The 23527-nt window shown below is 65.5% G+C and carries 20 protein-coding genes; 6 read left to right on the forward strand and 14 right to left on the reverse strand.

The features are described from left to right. Positions 1–51 precede the first annotated feature (51 nt). Complete coding sequence (locus tag V6X73_RS03745; RefSeq protein ID WP_367958940.1) at positions 52–975, forward strand: DMT family transporter; 924 nt, start codon at positions 52–54, stop codon at positions 973–975. Next, positions 972–3074, forward strand: coding sequence for a S9 family peptidase (locus V6X73_RS03750; RefSeq protein ID WP_367958939.1), 2103 nt, complete (start codon positions 972–974; stop codon positions 3072–3074). Before V6X73_RS03745 ends, V6X73_RS03750 begins: the two co-directional genes overlap by 4 nt. Here V6X73_RS03750 and V6X73_RS03755 read toward each other — a convergent pair. The 5 genes from V6X73_RS03755 to dctP are packed head-to-tail and all read right to left on the reverse strand — an operon-like array spanning position 3056 to position 8790. Next, positions 3056–4582, reverse strand: a complete 1527-nt coding sequence (locus tag V6X73_RS03755) for a malonate--CoA ligase (RefSeq protein ID WP_367958937.1) — start codon at positions 4580–4582, stop codon at positions 3056–3058. The genes V6X73_RS03750 and V6X73_RS03755 overlap by 19 nt on opposite strands. Further along, complete coding sequence (locus tag V6X73_RS03760) at positions 4579–5952, reverse strand: malonyl-CoA decarboxylase (protein WP_367958936.1); 1374 nt, start codon at positions 5950–5952, stop codon at positions 4579–4581. Before V6X73_RS03760 ends, V6X73_RS03755 begins: the two co-directional genes overlap by 4 nt. A gap of 6 nt (positions 5953–5958) precedes the next feature. Further along, entirely contained in the window at positions 5959–7281 is a 1323-nt protein-coding gene (locus tag V6X73_RS03765) for a TRAP transporter large permease (protein ID WP_367972180.1), read from the reverse strand. Positions 7282–7283: 2 nt separating this feature from the next. Next, entirely contained in the window at positions 7284–7814 is a 531-nt protein-coding gene (locus V6X73_RS03770; RefSeq protein ID WP_367958933.1) for a TRAP transporter small permease subunit, read from the reverse strand. After that, the gene (gene dctP / locus V6X73_RS03775; RefSeq protein WP_367958932.1) at positions 7792–8790 is read right to left on the reverse strand and encodes a TRAP transporter substrate-binding protein DctP; all 999 of its coding nucleotides are present in this window, start codon (positions 8788–8790) and stop codon (positions 7792–7794) included. Before dctP ends, V6X73_RS03770 begins: the two co-directional genes overlap by 23 nt. A gap of 123 nt (positions 8791–8913) precedes the next feature. Between dctP and V6X73_RS03780 the strand changes: the two genes are divergently transcribed. Continuing rightward, positions 8914–9594 (forward strand): GntR family transcriptional regulator, encoded by a 681-nt coding sequence (locus V6X73_RS03780; RefSeq protein WP_367958931.1) that lies wholly within the window; start codon positions 8914–8916, stop codon positions 9592–9594. Here V6X73_RS03780 and V6X73_RS03785 read toward each other — a convergent pair. Genes V6X73_RS03785 through V6X73_RS03795 form a run of 3 tightly spaced genes read right to left on the reverse strand, consistent with a single transcriptional unit; the run spans position 9564 to position 11596 of the window. Then, positions 9564–10097: a DUF2058 family protein gene (locus V6X73_RS03785; protein WP_367958930.1), complete on the reverse strand. Its 534-nt coding sequence runs from the start codon at positions 10095–10097 to the stop codon at positions 9564–9566. The genes V6X73_RS03780 and V6X73_RS03785 overlap by 31 nt on opposite strands. Before the next feature lie 32 nt (positions 10098–10129). Continuing rightward, entirely contained in the window at positions 10130–11029 is a 900-nt protein-coding gene (locus tag V6X73_RS03790) for a DMT family transporter (protein WP_367958929.1), read from the reverse strand. Between the two features lie 9 nt (positions 11030–11038). Further along, positions 11039–11596, reverse strand: coding sequence for an SHOCT domain-containing protein (locus V6X73_RS03795; protein ID WP_367958928.1), 558 nt, complete (start codon positions 11594–11596; stop codon positions 11039–11041). A 174-nt stretch (positions 11597–11770) separates the two neighbouring features. Between V6X73_RS03795 and V6X73_RS03800 the strand changes: the two genes are divergently transcribed. Then, complete coding sequence (locus V6X73_RS03800; RefSeq protein ID WP_367958927.1) at positions 11771–12373, forward strand: superoxide dismutase; 603 nt, start codon at positions 11771–11773, stop codon at positions 12371–12373. Here V6X73_RS03800 and V6X73_RS03805 read toward each other — a convergent pair. From V6X73_RS03805 to metH, 4 genes are read right to left on the reverse strand one after another with little or no spacing between them, the layout of a single operon-like run. Continuing rightward, the gene (locus V6X73_RS03805) at positions 12348–13028 is read right to left on the reverse strand and encodes a polysaccharide deacetylase family protein (protein WP_367958926.1); all 681 of its coding nucleotides are present in this window, start codon (positions 13026–13028) and stop codon (positions 12348–12350) included. The two genes, V6X73_RS03800 and V6X73_RS03805, sit on opposite strands and share 26 nt — an antisense overlap. Next, positions 13025–15289: a sulfotransferase gene (locus tag V6X73_RS03810; RefSeq protein WP_367958925.1), complete on the reverse strand. Its 2265-nt coding sequence runs from the start codon at positions 15287–15289 to the stop codon at positions 13025–13027. Before V6X73_RS03810 ends, V6X73_RS03805 begins: the two co-directional genes overlap by 4 nt. Positions 15290–15337: 48 nt before the next feature. After that, on the reverse strand, positions 15338–15913 hold the full coding sequence (locus tag V6X73_RS03815) for an invasion associated locus B family protein (protein WP_367958924.1): 576 nt from the start codon (positions 15911–15913) through the stop codon (positions 15338–15340). A 16-nt stretch (positions 15914–15929) separates the two neighbouring features. Beyond that, positions 15930–19634 (reverse strand): methionine synthase, encoded by a 3705-nt coding sequence (metH, locus tag V6X73_RS03820; protein ID WP_367958923.1) that lies wholly within the window; start codon positions 19632–19634, stop codon positions 15930–15932. 101 nt (positions 19635–19735) lie between these two features. On the opposite strand from metH, the gene V6X73_RS03825 reads away from it, so the two are divergent. Together V6X73_RS03825 and V6X73_RS03830 are read left to right on the forward strand one after the other, a co-directional pair. After that, positions 19736–20119: a hypothetical protein gene (locus V6X73_RS03825; protein WP_367958922.1), complete on the forward strand. Its 384-nt coding sequence runs from the start codon at positions 19736–19738 to the stop codon at positions 20117–20119. Then, on the forward strand, positions 20067–20948 hold the full coding sequence (locus tag V6X73_RS03830; RefSeq protein WP_367958921.1) for a M48 family metallopeptidase: 882 nt from the start codon (positions 20067–20069) through the stop codon (positions 20946–20948). Before V6X73_RS03825 ends, V6X73_RS03830 begins: the two co-directional genes overlap by 53 nt. Here V6X73_RS03830 and purU read toward each other — a convergent pair. Further along, complete coding sequence (purU, locus tag V6X73_RS03835; protein ID WP_367958920.1) at positions 20945–21814, reverse strand: formyltetrahydrofolate deformylase; 870 nt, start codon at positions 21812–21814, stop codon at positions 20945–20947. The two genes, V6X73_RS03830 and purU, sit on opposite strands and share 4 nt — an antisense overlap. Before the next feature lie 34 nt (positions 21815–21848). Beyond that, positions 21849–23516 carry an energy-dependent translational throttle protein EttA gene (ettA, locus tag V6X73_RS03840; protein ID WP_367958919.1) on the reverse strand — a complete coding sequence of 556 codons (1668 nt, stop codon included), beginning with the start codon at positions 23514–23516 and terminating at the stop codon, positions 21849–21851. Positions 23517–23527: the final 11 nt, after the last annotated feature.

A 23527-nucleotide genomic window follows, 5' to 3' on the forward strand; every position in this document is an offset into this window, starting at 1 on the left:
GGCCGGCCCGGGGGATAGGCTCTAGGGCTTTTACCCACCGCAGGAGGCTGTTTGTCCGCACCACCGGCCCAAGCCCTTTTCTCTGGCCCGCAGGCCCATGCCCGGGGCCTGGCCATCGCCGTGGGGGCGGTGCTTTTGATCAGCTTTGATGCGCTCATGGTGCGGCTCGCCGATGCCCATCACTGGGATATCATCTTCTGGCGGGGCTGGCTGATCTGCGCCTCGCTGGGGGGGTGGATGCTGCTCACTGGCCGCCGTGCGGTGTTGCCCCCGCGCCGGCGGGATCGCGGCCTGCTGTTGTTGGCCGTGGTTTTGTTATCGGGCAACACCTCGCTTTTTGTCCTGTCGGTCAGTCACACGACCGCCGCCAATACTGTGGTCCTGCTGGCGGCGTCGCCGTTTTTCGCCGCGATCTTCTCGCGGCTGTTTCTCGCCGAGCCCGTGCCCTTGCGCACCTGGGTGGCCATCGCGCTGGCCATGGCCGGTGTGGTGGTGGTCTTTGGCGGTGGCCTGCAGGGCGGCTCGTGGATCGGCGATGGTCTGGCTTTGCTGCTGGCCATGACCGTCGGCGGCCAGTTGACCATTCTGCGGCGCTTTCCGGCGACGCCGCGGCTGCCGCTGGTCTGTGTCAGTGGTGCCATCGCCGGGGCGATGGCCATCCCCTTTGCCGATCCTTTCGCGCTGTCTGCCCAGAGCTACGGGGTGCTTCTGGCCATGGGGCTGGTGCAGATGCCGCTTGCCACCCTCATGCTCACCGTGGCCACCCGCTACATCCCCTCGCCGGAGGTCAGCCTCTGTCTGCTGCTCGAGACCATCCTCGGGCCGATCTGGGTGTGGTGGGTGCTGGGCGAAGCGGCACCGGCGCTGACCCTGGTGGGCGGCAGCATTATCCTGGTGACCGTCGCCACCCACGCCTGGCTGGCGCTCCGCGCGGAGCGCCGTGCCCGGGCCGGTCTTGAGGCCTCTGCATTATGACAAACGCCACGACCACCGACTCCATCCACCCCCCGATTGCCCCGCGCCGGGTGGTACTGGATCAACGTCATGGTAAGCGGCGCGAAGATCCCTATGCCTGGCTGCGGGATGCCAACTGGCGCGATGCCATGGCCGACCCGCAACGGCTGGATCCGGCGATTCGCAGCTATCTCGAGGCCGAAAACCGCTACGCCGAGGCCATGCTGGCGGATGTCGAGCCCCTGCGCCGGCAGTTGGTCGGTGAGCTGCGCGGCCGCATCCGCGAGGATGACAGCAGCGTGCCGGCGCCGGATGGCCCCTGGGCCTATTACAGCCGCTTTCGCGAGGGTGGGCAGCATGCCCTGCTCTGCCGCCGGCCCCGTGACGGCGGGGACGAGCAGATCCTGTTTGACGGCGATGCCGAGGCGGCGGGCAGTGAGTATTTTCGCCTAGGGGGTGCCTCGCACAGCGCCGATCACCGCTGGCTGGCCTATGCGGTCGATCGTACCGGCGCCGAGGCCTTTGAGATTCGGTTTCGGGATCTGGCCACCGGCGAAGATCTCGATGAAGTCATCGGGCAGGCCCGGGGCGATCTGGTCTGGGCCGCCGATCACCAGACCCTGCTCTATACCGTGCTGGATGAAGCGCACCGGCCGCGCTGGGTCTATCGCCACCGGCTGGGGACGCCCCCGGGCAGCGATGAGTGCGTCTACACCGAGGCCGATCCGGGGTTTTTCCTGGGCGTGGATCTGACCGAAAGCGGTCGCTATCTGCTCATCGACAGCCACGATCACACCACCAGCGAGGTGCGCTGGATACCCGCCGACAACCCTGGCGTCGAGCCGCAGCTGGTCGCCGCCAGGCAACCGGGTGTGGAGTACGCCATCAGCGATCATGGCGACGAGTGGCTGATTCTCACCAACGCCGGTGGCGCCGAGGATTTCTGGATTGCCCGGGCGCCGATCGGCTCGGTGGGACAGGCGCACTGGCAGGCAATGGTCGCGCATCGGCCCGGCCGGTTGATCGAGGGAATGCTGCTTTTTGCCGACTGGCTGGTCCGTCAGGAGCTGGAGGCTGCCGAGTCGCGACTCGTGATCCGGTCGCTGACGAGCGGTGAGGAGCATGTCATCGACCAGCCCGATCCGTGTATCGAGGTGGGGCTGATCCCCGGTCTGGAGTACCGCACCGATACCCTGCGTTTTGCGATCTCGGGGTTGGCCTATCCCACCCGGGTCTATGACTACGACATGGCAAGCCGGGAGCGGTTGTTGCGCAAGACCCAGGTGATCCCTTCGGGCCACGATCCGGCGGATTATGTCTCGCATCGCCTGACTGCCACCGCCCCGGACGGCGAGCAGGTGCCGGTGTCGTTATTCCACCGCCGCGATCGGGCCCCGGATGCCGATACCCCACTGCTGCTCTACGGCTACGGTGCCTATGGCATCAGCGAACTGCCGGGGTTCAGTCCTCACCGGCTGTCACTGGTGGATCGTGGCTTTGTCTATGCCATCGCCCATGTCCGCGGCGGCAAGGAGCGGGGTTATCGCTGGTATCGAGAGGGGCGAGCCGGTTCCAAGCACAACACCTTCGCCGATTTCATCGCCGCCGCCGAGGCGTTGATCGAGGCCGGCTACACCGGCGCCGGACGGATTGCCGTCCACGGCGGCAGTGCCGGTGGCATGCTCGTCGGTGCGGTCATCAACCAGCGCCCGGCGCTTTTCCATGCTGCGGTGGCCGATGTGCCGTTCGTGGATGTGCTCAATACCATGCTCGATCCCGACCTGCCTCTCACGCCCCCGGAGTGGCCGGAATGGGGCAACCCCATCGAGGATGCCGGCGCCTATGCGGATATCGCCGCCTATTCGCCCTACGACAACATTTCGCCGGCGCCCTACCCGCATCTGCTGGTTACCGCCGGGGTGTCAGACCCCCGGGTGACTTATTGGGAGCCGGCCAAATGGGTGGCCCGGTTGCGGGCCGAGGGCCGGCCGTCGGGCATGTTGCTGCTGCATACCAACATGAGCGCCGGCCACGGCGGGCCGGGGGGACGCTTTCAGTACCTCGAAGAGGTGGCCCGGCGCTATGCCTTTTTGCTCAAGGCTTACTCGCTGGCCGAGTAGAGGGTCGCGTAGGTATCGCGCAGCTGGTTTTTCTGCACCTTGCCCATGGCGTTGCGGGGCAGGGCGTCGACAAACACCACCCGTTTGGGCTGCTTGAATCGCGCCAGTCGGCCGTCGAGGGCTTGCTGGATGGATGATTCGCTGGGGTTGGCCCCGGCGGCCGGGACCACGACCGCCGTCACCCCCTCGCCGAAATCCGGGTGGGCGACACCAATGACCGCCGATTCCTCTACATCCGGGTGTTCGTCGATGATCTGCTCGACCTCGCGGGGATAGACGTTGTAGCCGCCAGAGATGACAAGATCCTTGCCGCGGCCGACGATCTGCAGATAGCCGCGGTCGTCGATCATCCCGAGGTCGCCGGTGATAAACCACCCGTCGCTGCGAAGCTCTTCGGCGGTCTTCTCGGGCATGCCCCAGTAGCCACTGAACACGTTGGGCCCGCGCACCTCGATCATCCCGACCTCGCCATCCGGCAGGGCGGTGGCCTGCTCGGGTTGGGTGATGCGGATTTCCACCCCCGGCAGGGGGAAGCCCACGGTGCCGGCGCAGCGCTCACCGTCATAGGGGTTGGAGCTGTTCATGCCCGTCTCGGTCATTCCGTACCGCTCGAGAATGGCCACGCCAGTGCGCTCGGAAAAGGCGTTGTGGGTCTCGGTGGTAAGCGGCGCCGACCCCGAGACAAAAAGGCGCATGGCGGCGACGGCATCGCGGGTGAGGCGTGGTGACTTCAAAAGCCTTGTATAGAAGGTCGGCACGCCCATCAGCACCGTGCCATCGACCATGGCATCAATGACCTCGTCGGCGTCAAAGCGCGGCAGATACAGCATCGAGGCGCCGCTTGCCAGCACCGTGTTGCAGGCCACAAAAAGCCCGTGGATATGGAATATCGGCAGCGCATGGATGAGCCGGTCGTCCGGTGTGAACCGCCATGTCTCGGCCAGTGCCCGGGCATTGCTGAGCAGGTTGCCGTGGGTGAGCATCGCCCCCTTGGAGCGGCCCGTGGTGCCCGAGGTATAGAGAATGCTGGCAAGATCATTCGCCGTCCTGGGGGTGATGCCCGACATGGGCTCGGCCCGGGCGGCTGCCTCGATCAGGCTGCCCTGGCCGTCGCCATCGAGGGTGGCCACGCTTGTCTGCGCGGCGTCGGTACAAAGCGCCCGGGCACTGGCCTCGTCCTCGGGCCGGCAGACGAACAGCGCCGGTTCGGCGTCAGCGAGAAAGTAGGCGATCTCCTCGCCGGTGTAGGCGGTGTTCAGCGGCAGATAGACACCGCCCATGCGCAGACAGGCAAGGTAGAGCAGGATGGTCTCCGGGCTTTTCTCCACCTGCACGGCCACCCGGTCGCCCGGCGCCACGCCCATTGCCTGCATCGCGCCGGCCAACCCCGCGGTGAGGCCTGGGAGGTCGCCGTAGCGGATGACCCGCCCGGCGGGCGTGGTCATGAACGTCGCCTCGGGCTGGCGCTCGATAACGGTGTGAAAGTGCTGGTAGAGATTGTCGCTCATGGCGCCGGATTCTCCTGGATCATCTTGCGGGCGCGTCTTGAAAGATCACGCACATTGCTGGATTGGGTAATGTGGCCATCGGCAGTAAAGCGCTCGTGGTTGCGCTCGATCTCGTCGGGGACATACAAATAATTGACCATCATGCCGGCGGCGGTCTCCAGCCCCTTGGCCGAGCGGTCGCCGAGGAAGTTGATTCGCTCGAGCCGGGCGCCGTTGCCAAGATGGAAGTTGGCCACCGGGTCGAGCGGGGTATTGCCGCGGCGCTTGGCCACGCCCAGGTAGTGGGCGGCGAGGGAGCGCAATGGTCCGGCCAGCGTTTCCTGTGTCGACGGATCGTCCACCCAGTCCGGGTCATCGAGCCGATCGAGGGTGGCAAGGGTCTCGGCGTCGAGTCGCGCCGGCTCGGCCCGGCGCAGTTCGTCGAGCCAGCGCCGGAAGCCGGGCATGGGAGAGAGCGTGACGAACTGGCGCAGGTCCGGGAGTTCGCGCGAGAGTTCGGTGACCACCTGCTTGATCAGGAAATTGCCAAACGATATCCCGCGCAGCCCCCGCTGACAGTTGCTGATGCCGTAGAAAGCGGCGGTGGTCAATGGCCCGTCGTCGGCGGCGCCATCGGTATCCTCGTCGAGGATGGCCTGAACCCGCTCGGGGATGGCCGGCTCGAGGGCCACCTCGACAAAAATCAACGGCTCGTCGCCGGTGGCTGGATGGAAGAAGGCAAAGCAGCGTCGGTCGCGCTGGTCGAGGCGTCGCCGCAGATCCTGCCAATCGCTGATGGCATGCACCGCCTCATAGGCGATGATCTTCTCGAGAATGGCCGCCGGTGTCTGCCAGTCGATGCGCCGCAGGACCAGGAAACCCCGGTTGAACCACGATCCGAACAGATGCTGGAAGTCCGCATCCACCGCGCGCAGCTCGGGGTCATCACCCATGACCTCGAGCAGGGTCTGGCGCATGCGGACCAGCTCGAGGGTGCCGCCGGCGGGCAGGTTGAGCCGTCGTAGAAGCTCCTGGCGGGCCGGCTCGCAGGCGGCAAACAGCTGCCCCAGCGTGGCCTCGTCGTGGTGGGACTGCCAGGCGCCGTAGGCCTGCTCGATGGCAACCCGGTCGGCGGAGAAGTCACGGGCCAGTGACTGGAAGAAGGCTTTCTTCTCGTCGGTGGCGAGGCTTTTGTAGATATCAAGCGCCCGCTGCGCCAGCGCGATGCTCGAGGCCTCGCCGTCACTGTCCATGAGTGTGCGGCAGGCATCGATCAGATCAGCGGCCGAGTCGGGCAGGCCACGCTGGCGTGCCCGCCGCATCGCCCGGCTGTCACGCTGGGTGATGGTATGCAGCAGATCCTGGAGGAAGCCGACGTTGACGATGGCCATGACCGATCAGCCCATCATGGTGGTCGGCAACCAGGTGGCGATGCCCGGGAAAAAGCAAAGGATGATGATCGCCAACACCATGCACAGCGCGTAGGGCAGGCTGCCGAGCAGGATGTCGCGAAGCGAGATCTCCGGGGCGATCCCGTTGATGATGAAAAGGTTCAGCCCCACCGGCGGGGTGATCAACCCGATCTCGAGGTTGATGGTCAGGATGACCGCAAACCAGTAGGGATCGAAGCCGGCATTGAGGATGATCGGCATCAGGATGGGGGCGGTCATCACGATGACAGCGACCGGCGGCAGGAAGAAACCGGCCACCAGCAAAAAGACATTGATAATGCCCATCAGCACCCAGCGATTGACCTCCATGGTGGCGATCGCCTCGGCCAGGGTCTGGGTGATGAATAGCGACGACAGGGCAAAGGCAAAGATCTCGGCCGCGGCGATGATCAGCATGATCATGACGCTCTCGCGCAGGGTGTCGCGGAAGATCAGCTGCAGGCGCTGACGGTCCCACATCCGGTAGATGACAATCGCCAGTAGGATGCAGAGAAAGGCCCCGGCGCCGGCCGCTTCGGAGGGCGTGGCGACCCCGCCGTAGAGGGTAAAGAGAATGCCCAGCACCACCGCCAGGAAGGGCAGCACCCGCCGGATGGCATCCAGGTTGGCGCGGACATTGTTGGCCACCTGATTGACGCCGGCCTTGACCGAGCCGCCGTATCCACCGCTGATGCGGCAGGCGATGATGGTCCAGACAATGAAAAGCCCCGCCAGCATGAAGCCCGGAAACACCCCGGCCATGAACAGCCGCCCGATGGAGGTCTCGGTGGCGATGCCATAGACGATCATGGTTACCGACGGCGGGATGAGGATGCCGAGCGTGCCCCCGGCGGCGATACAACCGGCGGCCACGCCGTCGGGATAGCCGCGTTGCCGCATCTCGGGGATGCCCATCTTGCCGATGGCCGCACAGGTGGCCGGCGACGAGCCGGACAGCGCGGCAAAGATCGAGCAGGCACCGATGTTGGAAACCGCAAGCCCGGCCGGCACTCGGCCCAGCCAGACGTCGAGCGCGCGGTAGAGGTCGCGGCCGGTAGGGGATGAGGCCACCGCCGCGCCCATCATGATGAACATGGGGATCGCCACGAAGCCAAAATGGGCGATGCTCTCGTAGAAGGTTTCACCAAAGTAGGTCAGCTCCGGCAACCCACGACTGGCCACGAGCGCGATCAGTGAGATGCCGCCCAGGGCAAACGCGATGGGGGTGCCGATGGCCATCAGCACGAACAGGCCGATGACCACGAGCAGCCCACTGGTCAATGGATCCATGATCAGGGTGCTCCGCGCAGGAATTCTGCGATGTATTGAAGACACAAAAGGGTCGCCGCAACGGCCATGGGAAAGATCGGTATCCACAGCGGCGGATTCCAGACCGTGCCGGTGCCCCATCCCAGATGCCAGGCTTCGTAGACGTAATACCAGGCCGCATAGGTGAGGGCGAGACAAAACCCCAGGCCGACCAGTCTGCCGATCGTCAGCATGATCACCCGGGCGCGGCCGCCCAGAAAATCAGGCAGTGCCGTGACGGCCACATGCCCTTTGGTCAGCAGGACATAGGGCGCGCCCAGCATCATGGCGCCGGTGATCGAGTAGATCGTGTACTCGGTCTGCCAGACGGTGCTCTGGTTGAGGATATAGCGGACGAAGATCATCTGGCAGACGACCACCACACCCGATATCAAAAGCCCCGCGGCGATCACCGCTGTTGTGACTGACAAGCGGTCGATCAGGCGGATATAGGCCGCGGCCACCCCGCCCGGGGTGGCCGTAGCGGGGCCGTTACTCGACTTCGAGGGCTGCATCGATGAGTTCCTGGCCGTTGGGGACATTGTCCGCAAAGGTCTGGTAGGAGCTCTGCTGTGCCAGCTCGAGCCAGGCCTGATAGTCCTCGCTGGACATGCCGACGACCTCGACACCGTTTTCCGAGAACACATCGACCAGCGTCTCGTCCAGTCCCGCCGCCTCGGCTGCGAAGTACTCCTCGGCCACCTGGCCGGCATCCATGAGCGCCTCACGCTGCTCGTCATTGAGCCGCTGCCAGGTACGCTCGGAGATGAGGATCGGCTCGTACATGAACCAGAGCGCGTTCTCACCCGGGCGGGTCAGGCAGGTGACCTGCTCGTAGATGCGATAAGAGACGAACGACCCGGACGAGGTGTTGGCGCCGGTCAGCACGCCGGTCTGCATGGCCGAGTAGATCTCCGAGCTGGGCATCGAGGCGATCGATGCGCCGGCGGCGGCGAGCAGTTCATCGAAGGCCGGTCCTGCCGCGCGCATGGTCTGGCCCTCGACGCTGTCCGGCGAGGTGATGCAACGCTCGTTCGAAGCGAATGCGCCGGCCAGCCAGGCATCCGCCAGAACGCGGGCTCCGCCTTCGTTGATGACATCCTTGATCATGTCCATGAAGCGCGAGTCGTTGAGACGCTCGGCCCGCTCGTGGTTACGCACGAGCCCGGGCATCAGCGTTGCCGAGAATTCCGGGTGGCGGCCACTGGCGTAGTCCAGGGGCAGGGCGGTGATGTCGAGCCGTCCCTGGGCGATGGCACCCCACTGCTCCTTGGGGCCGAACAGCGACGCCCCGGGGTAGACCTGGACCTCGAGGCCGACATCGGCCTCGGCGACTTCGCGGGCGAGAATCTGAACCATCTCGTCACGGACATCGCCCTGGCCACCGGGCCACTGGTGTGACGCCCGCAGCGTGGTCTGGGCCATGGCGGTGCTGCCAATGGCGACGGCGATGGCAACGGCGCCACCGATGATGTGATGATTGCGTATCATCGTTCTCTCCTCCTGATGGATTGTCAGGTGTTTGTTTTGATATACATCAAACGAATTGATGTATACATCGGTATAGTGAAGGAAAGCGGGGGTGTCAACCCTTGGCGGATCAAGGAGGGAGTTATGACGCGGGAGCGGACCTCGCAAATGCAGCGCCTGCGCGATGAACTGGCCGAAGCGGTGATCAACGGCGAACTCAGCCCCGGAGAGAAGATCGATCCGGAGGCGTTGTCCGAGCGTTACGGCTGCTCACGCACGCCGGTGCGCGAGGCGATCCAGCAGCTCCACGCCAGTGGGCTGCTGGTGGTGGTGCCCAAGCGCGGGACATTTGTCGCCGAACTGGGTGTGACCGAACTCATCGAACGCTTCGAGGTGATGGCCGAGCTCGAGGCAATGGCGGCACGGCTTGCGGCGCGCCGGGTGAGCACTGCCGAGATGGCCGAACTCAGCAAAGCCCTGCGGGCGTGTCAGAGTGCGGCCGCCCAGGGCGACGCCGATCGCTATTACTACGAAAACGAGCATTTCCACCACATCATCTACCGTGCCAGTCAGAACGGCTTTCTCGAGGAAGAGGCCCGTCGGCTGCACGATCGGCTCAAACCGTATCGACGGCTGCAGCTGCGGATGCGCAATCGACTGCAGCGATCACAGCAGGAGCATGCTGAGGTGGTGGCCGCTATCGAGGTCGGTGATGCTGAGGCCGCTGCAGAGTCACTGCGCGCCCATGTCCGGGTGCAGGGCGACCGCTTTACCGATCTGATCGCCTCAATGCATCACCAGATGAGGTCATCCGGGACCGGGTGATCCGGGTAGGCCGCCTCGGACTGTTCGTGGGGGCCGGCCTGGTCGGCGGTCCAGGCCAGCAGAAAGGGCGCGTCCCGGCGCAGGGTTGCCACGACGGCGGCGGGGACCAGGCGATACCGACCACGGGTCCGGGCGATGGCCAGTTCGCCGGCGGCGAGCTGACGGCGCTGTGCGGCGCTGACATTCACCGGGCGGATGCGGCCATTGTGCTCGAATTGAAAGCGCTCATCGCCATCATGGGGGACCTCCTGGTCGATGACCATCTGACGGGCGGCCTTCTCGGCGGCCTCGCGCTGGCGTTCCTCCTGCTGGCGGCGATTGAGGGTGCGGGCCCGGGCCTTGCGGTCGACTTCGCGCTGGATCGCGGCCTGACTGGCGCTGGCCTGCTCGCTGTCGGTCTCGCCACGCCGGCGCTGCTTGCGCTTTTTGCTGCGCGTCTTTTTGACCGACTGCTCGTCGACCAACCCGGCCTTTAACAGTTGATCCTGAAGGCTTTCACTCATAGCGCGAGCATAAGCACCCTGTCGGCGGGTGACTACCCCCGATTGGACTGAACCGGTGATGGCCGCTGCACCAGCGCCACGCCGATCACCACCACCGCCAGGCCGACCAGTGCCAGGGGCGGGAGGATCTCGTCGAACAGCAGCCAGGCGGTGACCACGGTAATGGGTGGGGCCAGGTAGAAAAACGATGCCACCCGCGAGGCCGCACCATGGCGGATGAGCAAAAACAAAAGCCCGATCGCACCCACCGACAGCACCAGCACCAGCCAGGCCAGCGCAAAGACAAGCTCGCCGGTCCAGATGATGCGCTGCTCCTCGAGGACAACCGCCAGACTGCCCAGCACAATGGCGCTGGCGGCGTACTGAATGGCGCCGCCGCTGCGCAGGTCGGTGACCGGGCAGAAGCGTTTTTGATACAGCGTGCCGAGGGTGATCCCGACAAGCGCGATCAGCGTCGCGGTCAGGGTCTGGATCGAGATCGCGCCGCCCTCGAGCCGGCCGAGGATGACCAGCGAGACCCCGGCGAACCCCAGAACAAGCCCCAGCCACTGGCGGGCGCTGACTCGCTCGGCGAGCAGCGGGCCGGCTAGTGTCGCGGTCAAAAGCGGCTGAAGGGCGACGATGATCGCCGTCACACCCGCCGCCTGGCCCCGATCGATGGCCCAGAACACGCCACCCAGGTAGGCGGCGTGGACCAGCAGGCCGGCAGCGGCGGTATGGACAATGGCGCGACCATCCGCTGGCCAGGGTGCACGGGTGAGCACGGCCACCAGCCCCAACAGGCCGCCGGCGATGATCATGCGGATGGACAGAAAGGTCAGCGGCTCGATCCACGGCAGGCCAAGCTTGGCGCCGATAAAGCCGGTGCTCCATAAAAGGATGAAGGCCGCCGGCAGGGCCAGCGACCAGACCCACTCGCCCCGTGCGGGCATGTTGCTGGCCTAGTAGGCTTCGTTGAGAACCCGCTCGCGAAGCTGCTGGTACTCGTTGTCACTGATCAGCCCGCGATCGCGCAGGGTATCCAGCTCTTCGAGCCGGCTGGTCAGCGAATCGGTGTTGCTGCCACCCCCCGCGCTGCCGCCCTGGGGCAGGGTCTCCTCGCGGAAGGCCACGCCGGTGAGCTGGAACATGTCGTTATGACAAAGCCCCCGGCTCTCGAGCTCGCCGGTGCCAAGCACGCGCAGATAATCGGCGCCATCCTCGACGGCGTTGCCCTTGAGTTTGTCCAGGGTCTCGACGAAGGCCGCCCGCTGGTCGCGGTCGTTGTTGCAGTCGGTGCGTGCGTAAGTGGTGTAACGGCCGAGCTGGCGCGAGAAGGTATCCGGAGTGCTGGTGCCCACGGTCAGTTCCGGGAAGCGGTTGCTGCTCACCGGCTCGGCGGGTTCGGCCGGTGCCGTCGACCCGGCCGCTTCGGGCTCGCTGTCGCCGCCGGGCATCATGCCACAGGCCGTCAGGGTAGAAGCGCAGACGAATAAAATGAGCAGTTGGCGGGCGGTCATTGGCAGCTCCGGTGAGTCAAATGCATCTCTGCGATGCAGTATTGCCGATTGGCCCGGTGATTGGCCAGCCCCATCCGGCCGGAAGCCCGGGCCGGTGGTGGTCAAAATGGGACTGAAAGGGTACGGTTTAGGGGTTTTCCCGAACCCATGCACGCAAACGCAAAGGAGATTCCCATGGCCTTTACGCTACCGGATTTGCCTTACGACTATGACGCGCTGGATCGGTCCATCGACGCCCGGACGATGGAGATCCACCACACCAAGCATCACAACACCTACGTTACCAAGCTCAATGATGCCGTCGGCGGCACCGAGCACGAGGGCAAGGACCTGGAAGCGCTGCTTGCCAATGTCTCGGCCCTGCCGGCGGCGGTGCGCAACAACGGCGGCGGGCATTTCAACCATTCGCTGTTCTGGAAGATGCTCTCGCCCAATGGTGGCGGCGCGCCGACGGGTGAGGTGGCCAGCGGGATCGATCAGGCCTTTGGCTCGTTCGATGCCTTTCGCGAGACCTTTACCAACGCCGCCCTGGGTCGTTTCGGCTCTGGCTGGGCCTGGCTGATCGCCACGCCGCAGGGGCTCAAGGTCACCTCGACCCCCAACCAGGACAACCCGATCATGGATGTGGCCGAGGACAACGGCACGCCCATCCTGGGGCTGGATGTCTGGGAACACGCCTACTACCTGCGCTACCAGAACCGTCGGCCGGATTACGTTGAGGCGTTCTGGGATGTGGTCAACTGGGACGAGGTCAACCGCCTGCTGGCGGCGGCGTGAACCGCGCCAGATCCTGATGCAGGGCCCCGGCGAGGGGGAGCTGCGCATCCTGTGGATGCAGCCCGATGCGCAGCCCCGCCCGCGGGGCCCTTTTTCGGTTGATGGCGTTGTTGATGACAAGCGCGGCATGCTGCAGCGGATTGCCGGCCTCATAGCCCAGAAGGGCGCGAAACGCCACCTGGCCCCTTTCCAGATCATTGATACCGCACAGTGTTTCGATGCGCCGGAACGGCTGTTCGCCCAGCCTTGAGCGGGGCAGACGACCCAGCGCCCAGGCCGGGGGCACGTACAGGGTAGGGGCATCCAGCCCTTGTTGCCCGAACCAGCGGTGGCAGCGCCGCATCAAATCCAGGATGCCGTCGGCATCGAGGCTCAGGTGCTCGGCTACATCCCGCGAGATGCAAAGCCCATGGAGGCGATGGTAGAGCCCGCCGTAGCCGCTGATTCGGTGCCGCCAGCCGTGGCCGGCCAGTTCGTGGCCGGCGGCCTGCCAGGCATGCAGCTGCTCGATGCCGGCCTGGTCCCATTCAAGCCCGGGGACCACCAACAGTGTGGGCGGTGGCCAGCCGTGGGCCTGGCTCATCCGGATCAGATCCGCGACCGGCTCGAGGGTCGTGGGCATGACATCGTGAATACTCAGGTGAACCGCGGTCATCGCGCAGGCTCCGGGGCGTGGAGCAGCTCGAGCCATTCCTGGGTGCAACGATGGGCCATGGCCCGGGCGGCGCCGCGCCCGGTTTCTGCCTGTTGGGTCAGGGCGTCGGTGGGTAGCGCCCGTACGCGGGCCACCGCCTCGGGGATGGGCTCATCGACTTCGGCGATGTGCAGGCCCCGGGCCAGGTCCGGCCAGTCGGTGATCCCGCAGCCCCGCGTCACCAGCGTGATGCGGCCGCGGGCCATGGCCTCGAGGGCCACCGTCCCGAAGGCCTCGATCCGTGAGGGCAGTACGAGCATATCCACCGCATCCAGCGCCTCACGCAGTGACGATCGCGTCATCCATCCCAAATACTCGAGGTTCTCCAGCCGCTGGGCAGCCGACTCGACCATCGATCGCAGCGGTCCATCGCCGGCAATGCGGATTTGCAGATCGGGATGGGCGCCGGCGGTGTCGATCAGCGTCTCTACGCGTTTCTCCTCGGCAAGCCGCCCGACAAAGAGCAAACGCTGCGGCGGCGTATTGAGCCGGGATGGGGGGGTGTCGATAAAGTCCCGTGGCACCGGGGTTGTCACCGGCACCGCGCGCCGTGCACCCCGCGCCCGGGCGAGGCTTTGCATGGCGGTGGCGTTGCTCACGACCGCAGCAGCCCGCGAGAACATGTAGCGGTTGATCCAGCGCATCAACAGGCGGTTGAGCCGACCACGAACCGGGCCGAAATAGAGCCCGGCAATCGACTCGAAATCGGTATGCAGCCCGGCGATCACAGGCACCCCCAGGCGGCGTGCGATATGGGTGGCGATCACCCCGTAGGGCCCCGGCGTGGCGGCGACCATGACATCGGGGGTCTGATCGGCGATGGCCGTCTGCAGCGCCGCGGGCGAGGGCAGGGCGATGGATTGGGTGGCATCGCCCGGCATGGGGCCTTCCCACCAGTGCGGGATGCCCCGGGTGGCCGGCGTGATCAGGCCAATCTGCCCCACCTGATCCGCCAGATGGGCGAGCAGGTCGTGGTAGTAGGTGCCGACCCCGTTGCGTTGCGGGATCGCATCCGAGACCACCACGACATTCAATGGCGGGGACGGGCGCTCGACCTCGGTGGCCGGGATCGGCCGCCGGGCGGCGAAGTCGAAACCGGCGCGCAGAAAACCGAATGCCTGCTCGATATCCGCGCGTGTGAGCCCGAAGTCGGCGGCCTTGTGTCGGTGGCCGGACTGCCACTGGCGGGCCTTTTCATCCAGCCCGGCCAGTGTCCGGGCAAACGCCGGCGACAGCGTCAGCCCGAGGGTCGGGTAGATTGCGGTCAGGGTCGCCTGGAGCCCGTGGCGCTGGGCGTCGAGGGGGACAAGCACCGACCGCCGGGGCGCCTTTTGTGGCAACACCGAAAGCAGATGGGTATAGGCAAACCGCAGCTGGCGGGTCATCTGCCGGGTCAGTGCCGGGCGCCGGATTCGGCCATGCAGGGCCGCCATGGCCGGCATCAGGCTGGCAAGCTGTGACGAGACGACCTGTTGCGGATCCCTCAGACAGGCGATGAAACGGGCATCGGGGAAGGTCTGGCAGAGACTGGCCGCCAGCACGGCATGACTGGCGTTTTTGGCCAGGTAGATGCGCTGGCTGCCATAGAAGTACAGATGCCGCTGGATGCTGCGATGGTAGGCGCGCATCAGCCTTGCCCTCTCGGCCTCGCTCAGTGCCTCATCGCCCCGGCCCAGGCGCCAGAGCCGGGCCGAGTCCGGAAACGCCACCACCAGGATGAAGGCCGAGAGTTGGGGCAGAAGGCTGAGGTAGTCCTCTTCGGGCGCTGACAAGGCAAGCGGGTGGGCATGGGTCAGACCGGCGAGCCAGCGCCGGTTGAACCAGCCCGCGGTCCGTCGCAGCGGGTTGCCCGCCAGCCGATCCAGCCGCGCCAGGCCGCGCCAGAGGTAGCGATGGCTGATGGCCGGAGCGAGCAGACACTCCCAGGTGCGCTGGGTGGTGAACTGCCCATCCTGGGCCAGCGCTTCGTGCAGCGCTGTCGTCCCGCTCCGTGGCACGCCCAGGATGAACACCGGCCGGCGGACCGCCACGCGGCGATAACCCCGAAAGACGATCTCATCGAGCCCCAGCCCGATCCAGTAGTAGAGCAGGGCGAGTGGCAGGACCACCGCCAGCCCCAGGGTGATCAGCCGGCGCCGCCACCCGGCCTCGACCAGGCTGGCGCGGTTGGGCGCAAGGCCGCTGTAGATCAGTGCGGCGGCGTCGACGGTAGCCCTGAACATCGGGTCAGTCTGTGACACCGCCGTGACGGTGACATGACAGCACGCGCGCTAGCGGTTGGCCTCGACGTCATCCAGGGCGTCGCTGAAGCCCATCAACGAGAGAGGCAGCTGAACCCCCTGGCCCTGCGGGTCGGCGATGGTCAGTGTGGCCTCGGTGCCGGCCCGCATCTGCTCGACCAGCGGCCCGTCGAGTGCGATATCCGCCCGGCAGCCACTGCTCAGGCAGATCTGCACGGCAAAACCGATGGGGTCGTTGCCGTCGACCTGCAGTTCGACACCGGGGGGCAGACGCATGCCAAGCGGCAGGAAGAACAAAGCAATGGGCTGCTCGGCGCCCTGGGGGTAGCCGATCACCGCCTCGAGGACCGTCTGTTCGGTCTCCTGGGCGCTGACCTGCTGATACATCTCGCAGAGCTTGTCGGCGCCAAAGGCGTCATCCGGTGCATCCTGGCACCGGACAATCCAGTCCTCGTACTCCGCCGTGACCGAGGCCTGGGCCTGATCGGACTCGGGCGTGATGGTTGGCTCGGCCGCTTCCTGGGCGACTGCCGGCAGTGCGAGGGCCATCATCAGCGCGGCGGCGCCGCGGGCGAGGTGGGGTTGCAGGTTGATCTGGCGTTTCATGGTGTCCTCTTTGTGTTCATCCGTCCTCGGCCGGTTCGTAGCCCAGATTGGGTGACAACCAGCGTTCGATCTCGCGCACGGTCATGCCCTTGCGCCGGGCGTAGTCTTCGACCTGGTCACGATAGATGCGACCAATGCCGAAATAACGGCTCTCCGGGTGGCCAAAATACCATCCCGAGACCGCGGCTGTCGGATACATGGCCTTGCTCTCGGTCAGTGTCAGCCCGATGCGTTGTTCCACATCGAGCAACGACCAGAGCAGATCCTTCTCGGTGTGATCGGGACAGGCCGGGTAGCCCGGCGCCGGCCGAATACCCCGGTACTGCTCGTCGATGAGCGATTCGTTATCGAGCTGCTCCCGCGGATCATACCCCCAGTACTGCTGTCGCACGCGCTGGTGGAGCATCTCGGCAAAGGCCTCGGCGAGCCGGTCGGCCAGAGCCTTGACCATGATCGAGCTGTAGTCGTCGTTGTCCGCCTCGAAGCGCGCCACCGGCGCATCGATGCCGGTCCCGGTGGATACGGCGAACGCCCCGATCCAGTCCGGGCAGCCCGTGTCTTTGGGGGCGACAAAATCGGCCAGTGACTGGTTGGGCCGACCGGCGGGCTTTTCGTTTTGCTGACGCAGGTGGTGCAGCGTGGTCAGTACGTGGCTGCGCGTCTCGTCGGTATAGATCTCGGTATCGTCGCCGACCCCGTTGGCCGGGAACAGCCCGTAGACCCCACGGGGCTGCAGCCAGCGCTCGGCGACCAGCTGCTCGAGCATGGCGCGGGCGTCGGCGAGCAGCTTGCGGGCCTCTTCGCCAACCACCTCGTCATCCAGGATCCGGGGGTAAGAGCCGGCCAGCTCCCAGGCGTGGAAAAACGGCGTCCAGTCGATGTACTCGACCAGCTCTTCGAGCGTTGGCTGGATGTCGTGGACGCCCGGGTGGTTGGGCCGTACCGGCTGCCAGGCCGCCCAGTCCACCGGGGTGCGGTTGGCCCGAGCCGCCTCGATATCCAGCCACTTGTGGCGCTTCTGCCGACCGGCATGCTGTTGCCGGACACGCTCGTATTCGTCGCGCAGTTCGGCGGCGAAGGGCTCGTAGCGGGTGTCGCTGACCAGATTACTGGCCACGCCCACCGCCCGGGAGGCGTCCTTGACGTAGATGACATCGCCGGCATACCGGGGGTCGATCTTGACCGCGGTGTGCACCCGCGAGGTGGTGGCGCCGCCGATGAGCAGAGGCAGTTGCATGCCGCGGCGCTCCATTTCCTTGGCCACATTGACCATCTCATCCAGCGAGGGCGTGATCAGCCCGGAGAGGCCGATGACATCGGCCTTTTTTTCGATGGCGGTATCCAGGATCTGCTCGGCAGGGACCATGACCCCCAGATCGGTGACCTCGAAGTTGTTGCACTGAAGCACCACGCCAACGATGTTCTTGCCGATGTCGTGGACATCGCCCTTAACGGTGGCCAGCAGAATGCGACCGGCGGGCGCGTCATCGGTGTTGCCGGCGGCGGCTTTTTCCTCTTCGATGTAGGGCAGCAGATAGGCGACAGCTTTTTTCATTACCCGCGCCGATTTGACCACCTGGGGCAGGAACATCTTGCCCTCGCCAAAGAGATCCCCCACCACGTTCATGCCATCCATGAGCGGCCCCTCGATTACCTCGATGGGGCGGGCGAACTGCTGCCGGGCCTCTTCGACATCCTCGTCGGTGTAATCGGCGATGCCCTTGACCAGTGCGTGCTCCAGCCGCTTGGCCACCGGCTGCTCGCGCCAGGCCAGATCTTCTTCTTTCTTCCGGCCGCCCTGGCCCTTGTAGCGCTCGGCCAGATCCAGCAGCCGCTCGGTGGCATCCTCGCGCCGGGCAAGGACCACGTCCTCGACATGCTCGCGCAACTCATCGTCGATATCGTCGTAGACCTCGAGCTGCCCGGCGTTGACGATGGCCATGTCCAGACCCGCGCGGATGGCGTGGTAGAGGAATACCGAGTGCATCGCCTCGCGGACCGCGTTGTTGCCCCGGAACGAGAACGACAGGTTTGACAGCCCGCCACTGACCTTGGCGTAGGGGAGGTTGTCCTTGATCCAGCGGGTGGCGGCGATGAAATCCACCGCGTAGCGGTCATGCTCGGCGATGCCCGTGGCCACCGGAAAGATGTTGGGGTCAAAGATGATGTCTTCGGGCGGAAAATCCACCCGCTGGGTGAGCAGGCCATAGGCGCGCTGGCAGATTTCGATACGGCGCTCGTAGGTATCGGCCTGGCCCTGCTCGTCGAAGGCCATGACCACCACCGCGGCGCCATGGCGCTTGAGCGCCCGGGCCTTGTCGAGAAAATCGGCCTCACCTTCCTTGAGCGAGATCGAGTTGACCACGGACTTGCCCTGAAGGCATTTCAGCCCCGCCATCATGGCCTCCCATTTGGAGGAGTCCACCATGACCGGGACCCGCGCGATGTCCGGCTCGGCGGCCACCAGCCGCAGAAAACTCTCCATCGCGGCGGTGGCATCCAGCATGCCCTCGTCCATGTTGACATCGATGATCTGGGCACCGCCTTCGACCTGTTCCCGGGCGACTTCCAGGGCGGTGTCGTAGTCCTCATCGACAATCAGCCGCTTGAACCGGGCCGAGCCGGTGACGTTGGTGCGCTCGCCGATGTTGACGAATAGCGCGTCCTCACCGATATTGCAGGGCTCGAGCCCGGACAGCCGCATGGCCGGCTCCGGCTCGGGGATGGCGCGGGGCGGCAGCCCATCGACCACCTCGGCCAGGGCGCGGATGTGATCCGGCGTGGTGCCGCAGCAGCCGCCGACAATATTGACAAAGCCGCTCTCGGCGAACTCCCGCACGATCTCGGCCATGAACTCGGCCGAGTGGTCATACTCGCCAAACTCGTTGGGCAGCCCCGCGTTGGGGTAGATGGTGACGAAGGTCTCCGCCACCCGGCTGATCTCCTTGACGAAGGGGCGCATCAGATCCGCCCCCAGCGCGCAGTTGAGCCCGACGGTAAAGGGCCGGGCATGACGCACCGAATTCCAGAATGCCTCGGTGGTCTGGCCGGAGAGCGTACGGCCCGAGGCATCGGTGATGGTGCCCGAAATCATCACCGGCAGGCGCTCGCCACGCGCGTCGAACAACGCCTCCAGGGCATAGATCGCGGCCCGGGCATTGAGGGTGTCGAAGATGGTCTCGACGAGCAGCAGATCGGCGCCGCCTTCGATCAGCCCCTCGGCGGCCTCGCGGTAGGCGGTAACCAGTTCGTCAAAGGTGACATTGCGCTTGCCCGGGTCGTTGACATCCGGCGAGATCGAGGCAGTGCGGTTGGTGGGGCCAATGGCACCGGCGACCAGACGGGGGCGGTCCGGGTCATCGGCTTCGAATGCATCGCAGGCCTGTCGGGCCAGTCGCGCCGCTTCGACGTTGATCTCGCGGGCCAGGTGCTCGAGGCCGTAGTCGGCCTGGGCGATGGTGGTGGCCGAGAAGGTGTTGGTCTCGAGGATATCCGCGCCGGCAGCAAGGTTCTGCCGGTGGATCTCGTCGATGATATCCGGGCGCGTGAGCACCAGCAGGTCGTTGTTGCCATTGAGGTCATGGGGGTGGTCGGCGAGCCGCTCGCCCCGAAAGTCGCCCTCCTCCAGTTCGTAGGTCTGGATCATGGTGCCCATGCCGCAGTCGAGCAGCAGTATGCGCTCGGCCAGGGCCTGGCGTAGGCGTTCAACGCGGTGGGACATGGAAGGCGAACTCCGTCTTGCCATCGGCAAAACGGCCATTATACGTATCGTTCAGCCTTTCGTGGATTGGTCATGGCCGGTGATCGGTTCATACTGCATTCATGAACGACTGGATCCGCTGGCCGATGGCCTATTTTCTTGCCCTCTGGCATCTGCATCATCCGCCGCTCGCCGAGGCCGATGCGCTCACCCGGGCACGCTGGTGCCGGGACCACTGCGGCTCGTTTGCCGCGCGCTGGTTTGCCGTGGGGGCGGGGTTGTGGTTTTTGTTCAGCACGCCGTTCGTGCAAAGCGGCTGGATTGGCGTTGTTGCCGTTTTCGGCCTGGCCATGGGGATGTGGCATATTGGCTGGCAGATTCTGGCCCAGCGCAAGGCCGGGCCGCCGCCCATCGAACCGCCGGTGGACTTTCCGGACGATTCAGAGGATGCCCATGACGATCAGCCGACCCGGCACAACGAATCGGACCCGGAGCGCCGGGACTAATCCGCCCTGGATACGACGGGGCATTGCCCTGCTGCTGATCGGCTCACTGGTTGCCGGCTGCGCGACCTCGCCAACGGGCCGGTCACAGCTACAGTTCTTTCCCGAGGCGCAGATGCGCAGCATGGGGGTGGATGCCTTCGAGCAGATGAAAGCCGAGCAGGCCACCATCGACGATGGTGCCCTGGTGGCGTATGTCGACTGCGTTGCCGGTGCCATTGTCCCGCATGTGCCCGAGGGCTACGGGGATAATGGCTGGGAGGTGGCGATCTTCGACGACGAGGCGGTCAATGCCTTTGCCCTGCCGGGCGGCAAGATGGGGGTGTACACCGGGTTGCTCGAGGTCGCCGAAACCCCGGATCAGCTCGCCACTGTGATCGGCCACGAGATCGCCCATGTCATGGCCGAGCACGCCAACGAGCGGATGAGTACGCAGTTTGCCACGACGCTGAGCCTGGGGGCGTTGCAGGTGGCGGCCGGTGATGATCCGCAACGCCAGGAGCTCATGGCCGTCCTCGGGCTGGGTGCCCAGGTCGGCATCATCCTGCCCTTCAGCCGGTTGCACGAATCCGAGGCCGATGCCATTGGTCTGAACCTGATGGCGCGCGCCGGGTTTGACCCGCGTGAGAGCGTGGCATTGTGGCGCAACATGGCGAGGGCGGGCGGGGCTGCGCCACCGGAGTTTCTCTCGACCCATCCATCGCGCGATACCCGTATCGAGGATCTACAAAAGGCCATGCCGCGGGCGATGTACTTCTACGAGCAGGCGCGCGAAGCGGGGCGTGTCCCGGGCTGTGAACGCCCGGCGATGGCCTGGGCCGATACCGATTAACTGAACACCACCGTGCGGTTGCGGTAGACCAGCGTCTGGCGCTGGAGATGTGCCCAGACACCACGGGCGAGGACGAGTTTTTCCAGATCCTGACCCTTGCGCACCAGCTCGCCCACCGAGTCCCGGTGGGTGATGCGGGTGACGTCCTGCTCGATGATCGGCCCGGCGTCCAGGTCTTCGGTGACGTAGTGACTGGTTGCACCGATGATCTTCACGCCCCGTTCATGGGCGGCGTGATAGGGCCGGGCGCCCGCGAAGGCGGGCAGAAACGAGTGGTGGATGTTGATGATGCGCTGCGGAAAGGCCTCGATCAGCCGGGGGCTGACGATCTGCATGTAGCGGGCCAGCACGACAAAGTCCACCTGGTGTTCGGCAAGCAGGGCAATTTCCCGGGCCTCCTGATCGGCCTTGTTCTCGGGGGTAATCGGAAAGTGGTGAAAGGCCAGGCCGAATTGTTCGGCCACCGGACGCAGGGTTTCATGGTTGCTGATGATCAGCGGGATCTCGACGGGCCATTCGCCGGACTGCCAGCGGGAGAGCAGATCGTAGAGACAATGGCTCATAGTCGAGACGAAAATGGCCATCCGCTGCGGCCGGCCATCGTCGTGGAGTTGCCAGGTCACCTGATAGGGCCGGGCGATGGCGGTATCGAAGGCTTCGCCGAATGCCGCGGGGGTCAGGGCAAAGCCGGCCAGCTCCCAGCGCACGCGCATGAAAAACTGACCCTCGCTGCGGTCGACATGCTCATCCAGGTCGATGATGTTGGCCCCGTGTTCGGCAAGAAAACGGGTCACGCCGGCCACCAGCCCGGGCCGGTCGGGGCAGTGCATGAGCAGCGTAGCGGTGCGCGGTGTGTCTTTGTCCATGACCCTTGTCCCCAGTGGCAGCCGGGGTGTGTGCTCAGTCGGCCAGACGCCGGTACTTGATGCGCTGCGGGTTGAGGGCCTCATCGCCCAGGCGCCGGCGGCGATCCGCCTCGTACTCTTGGTAGTTGCCCTCGAAGAAGGTCACCCGGCTGTCCCCCTCGAAGGCGAGGATATGGGTGGCGATGCGGTCGAGGAACCAGCGGTCATGCGAGATCACCATGGCCGAGCCGGGGAAGACCAGCAACGCCTCTTCAAGCGCCCGCAGCGTCTCGACATCCAGGTCATTGGTGGGCTCGTCGAGCAACAGCAGATTGCCGCCGCGTTGCAAGAGCTTGGCCAGATGCACCCGGTTGCGTTCACCGCCGGAGAGATCGCCAATGCGCTTTTGCTGATCCTGGCCCTTGAAGTTGAACCGCCCGACATAGGCCCGGGAGTTCACCTCGTACTTGCCGACCTGAAGGATGTCGTGCCCGTCGGAGATCTCCTCCCAGACGGTCTTGCCATCATCCAGGTGGTCGCGGCTCTGGTCGACGTAGGCGAGATCCACGGTTTCGCCCAGACGCAGGCTGCCGGCATCCGGCTGCTCCTGGCCGACGATCATGCGGAACATGGTGGTCTTGCCGGCGCCGTTGGGGCCGATGATGCCGCAGATGCCGCCGGGAGGCAGATTGAACGAGACATCGTCAACCAGCAGGGTGTCGTCAAAGCCCTTGCGCACGCCTTCGGCTTCGACCACCACGTTGCCCAGCCGCGGGCCCGGCGGGATGTAGATTTCGTTGGTCTCGTTGCGGGCCTGGAATTCCTTTGACTGCAGCTCATCGAACTGCTTGAGCCGGGCCTTGCTCTTGGACTGGCGGCCTTTGGGGTTGGCGCGCACCCACTCAAGCTCGGCCTGCATGGCCTTGCGATGGGCAGCCTGTTCCCGGGCCTCCTGCTCGAGGCGTTTTTCTTTCTGCTCCAGCCACGAGGAGTAGTTGCCCTCCCAGGGAATGCCGTGGCCGCGATCCAGCTCGAGGATCCAGCCGGCGACATTGTCGAGAAAGTAGCGATCATGGGTGACCGCCACCACGGTGCCCGGGAATTCGGCGAGAAAGCGCTCCAGCCAGGCCACCGATTCGGCATCCAGGTGGTTGGTGGGCTCGTCGAGCAGCAGCATGTCGGGGTTCGACAGCAGCAGCCGGCAGAGCGCCACGCGGCGGCGCTCACCGCCGGAGAGCCTGGTGACATCGGCCTCCCAGGGCGGCAGGCGCAGGGCCTCGGCGGCTTGGTCGAGCTTGCGCTCCAGATCCCAGGCATCGGCGGCGTCGATCCTGTCCTGGAGTTTGCCCTGCTCGGCCATCAGGGCCTCGAAATCCGCGTCCGGGTCGGCAAACTGTGCCGAGACCTCGTTGAACCGATCGATCAGCGCCTTGGTCTCGGCAACACCCTCTTCGACATTGCCCCGGACATCCTTGTCTGGATCGAGCACCGGCTCCTGGGAGAGATAGCCAATGTGGATGCCGGGTTGCGGCCGCGCCTCGCCCTCGATCTCGGTGTCGATGCCCGCCATGATGCGCAGCAGGGTGGACTTGCCCGCGCCATTGAGTCCGAGGACACCGATTTTTGCCCCCGGAAAGAAGGACAGCGAGATATCCCGGAGGATGTGCTTTTTGGGCGGGACGACCTTGCCGACCCGATTCATTGTGTAGATGTACTGTGCCATCCCCTTAGTCT

The organism is Spiribacter pallidus (genome assembly GCF_040838495.1).
Lineage (GTDB): Bacteria > Pseudomonadota > Gammaproteobacteria > Nitrococcales > Nitrococcaceae > Spiribacter > Spiribacter pallidus.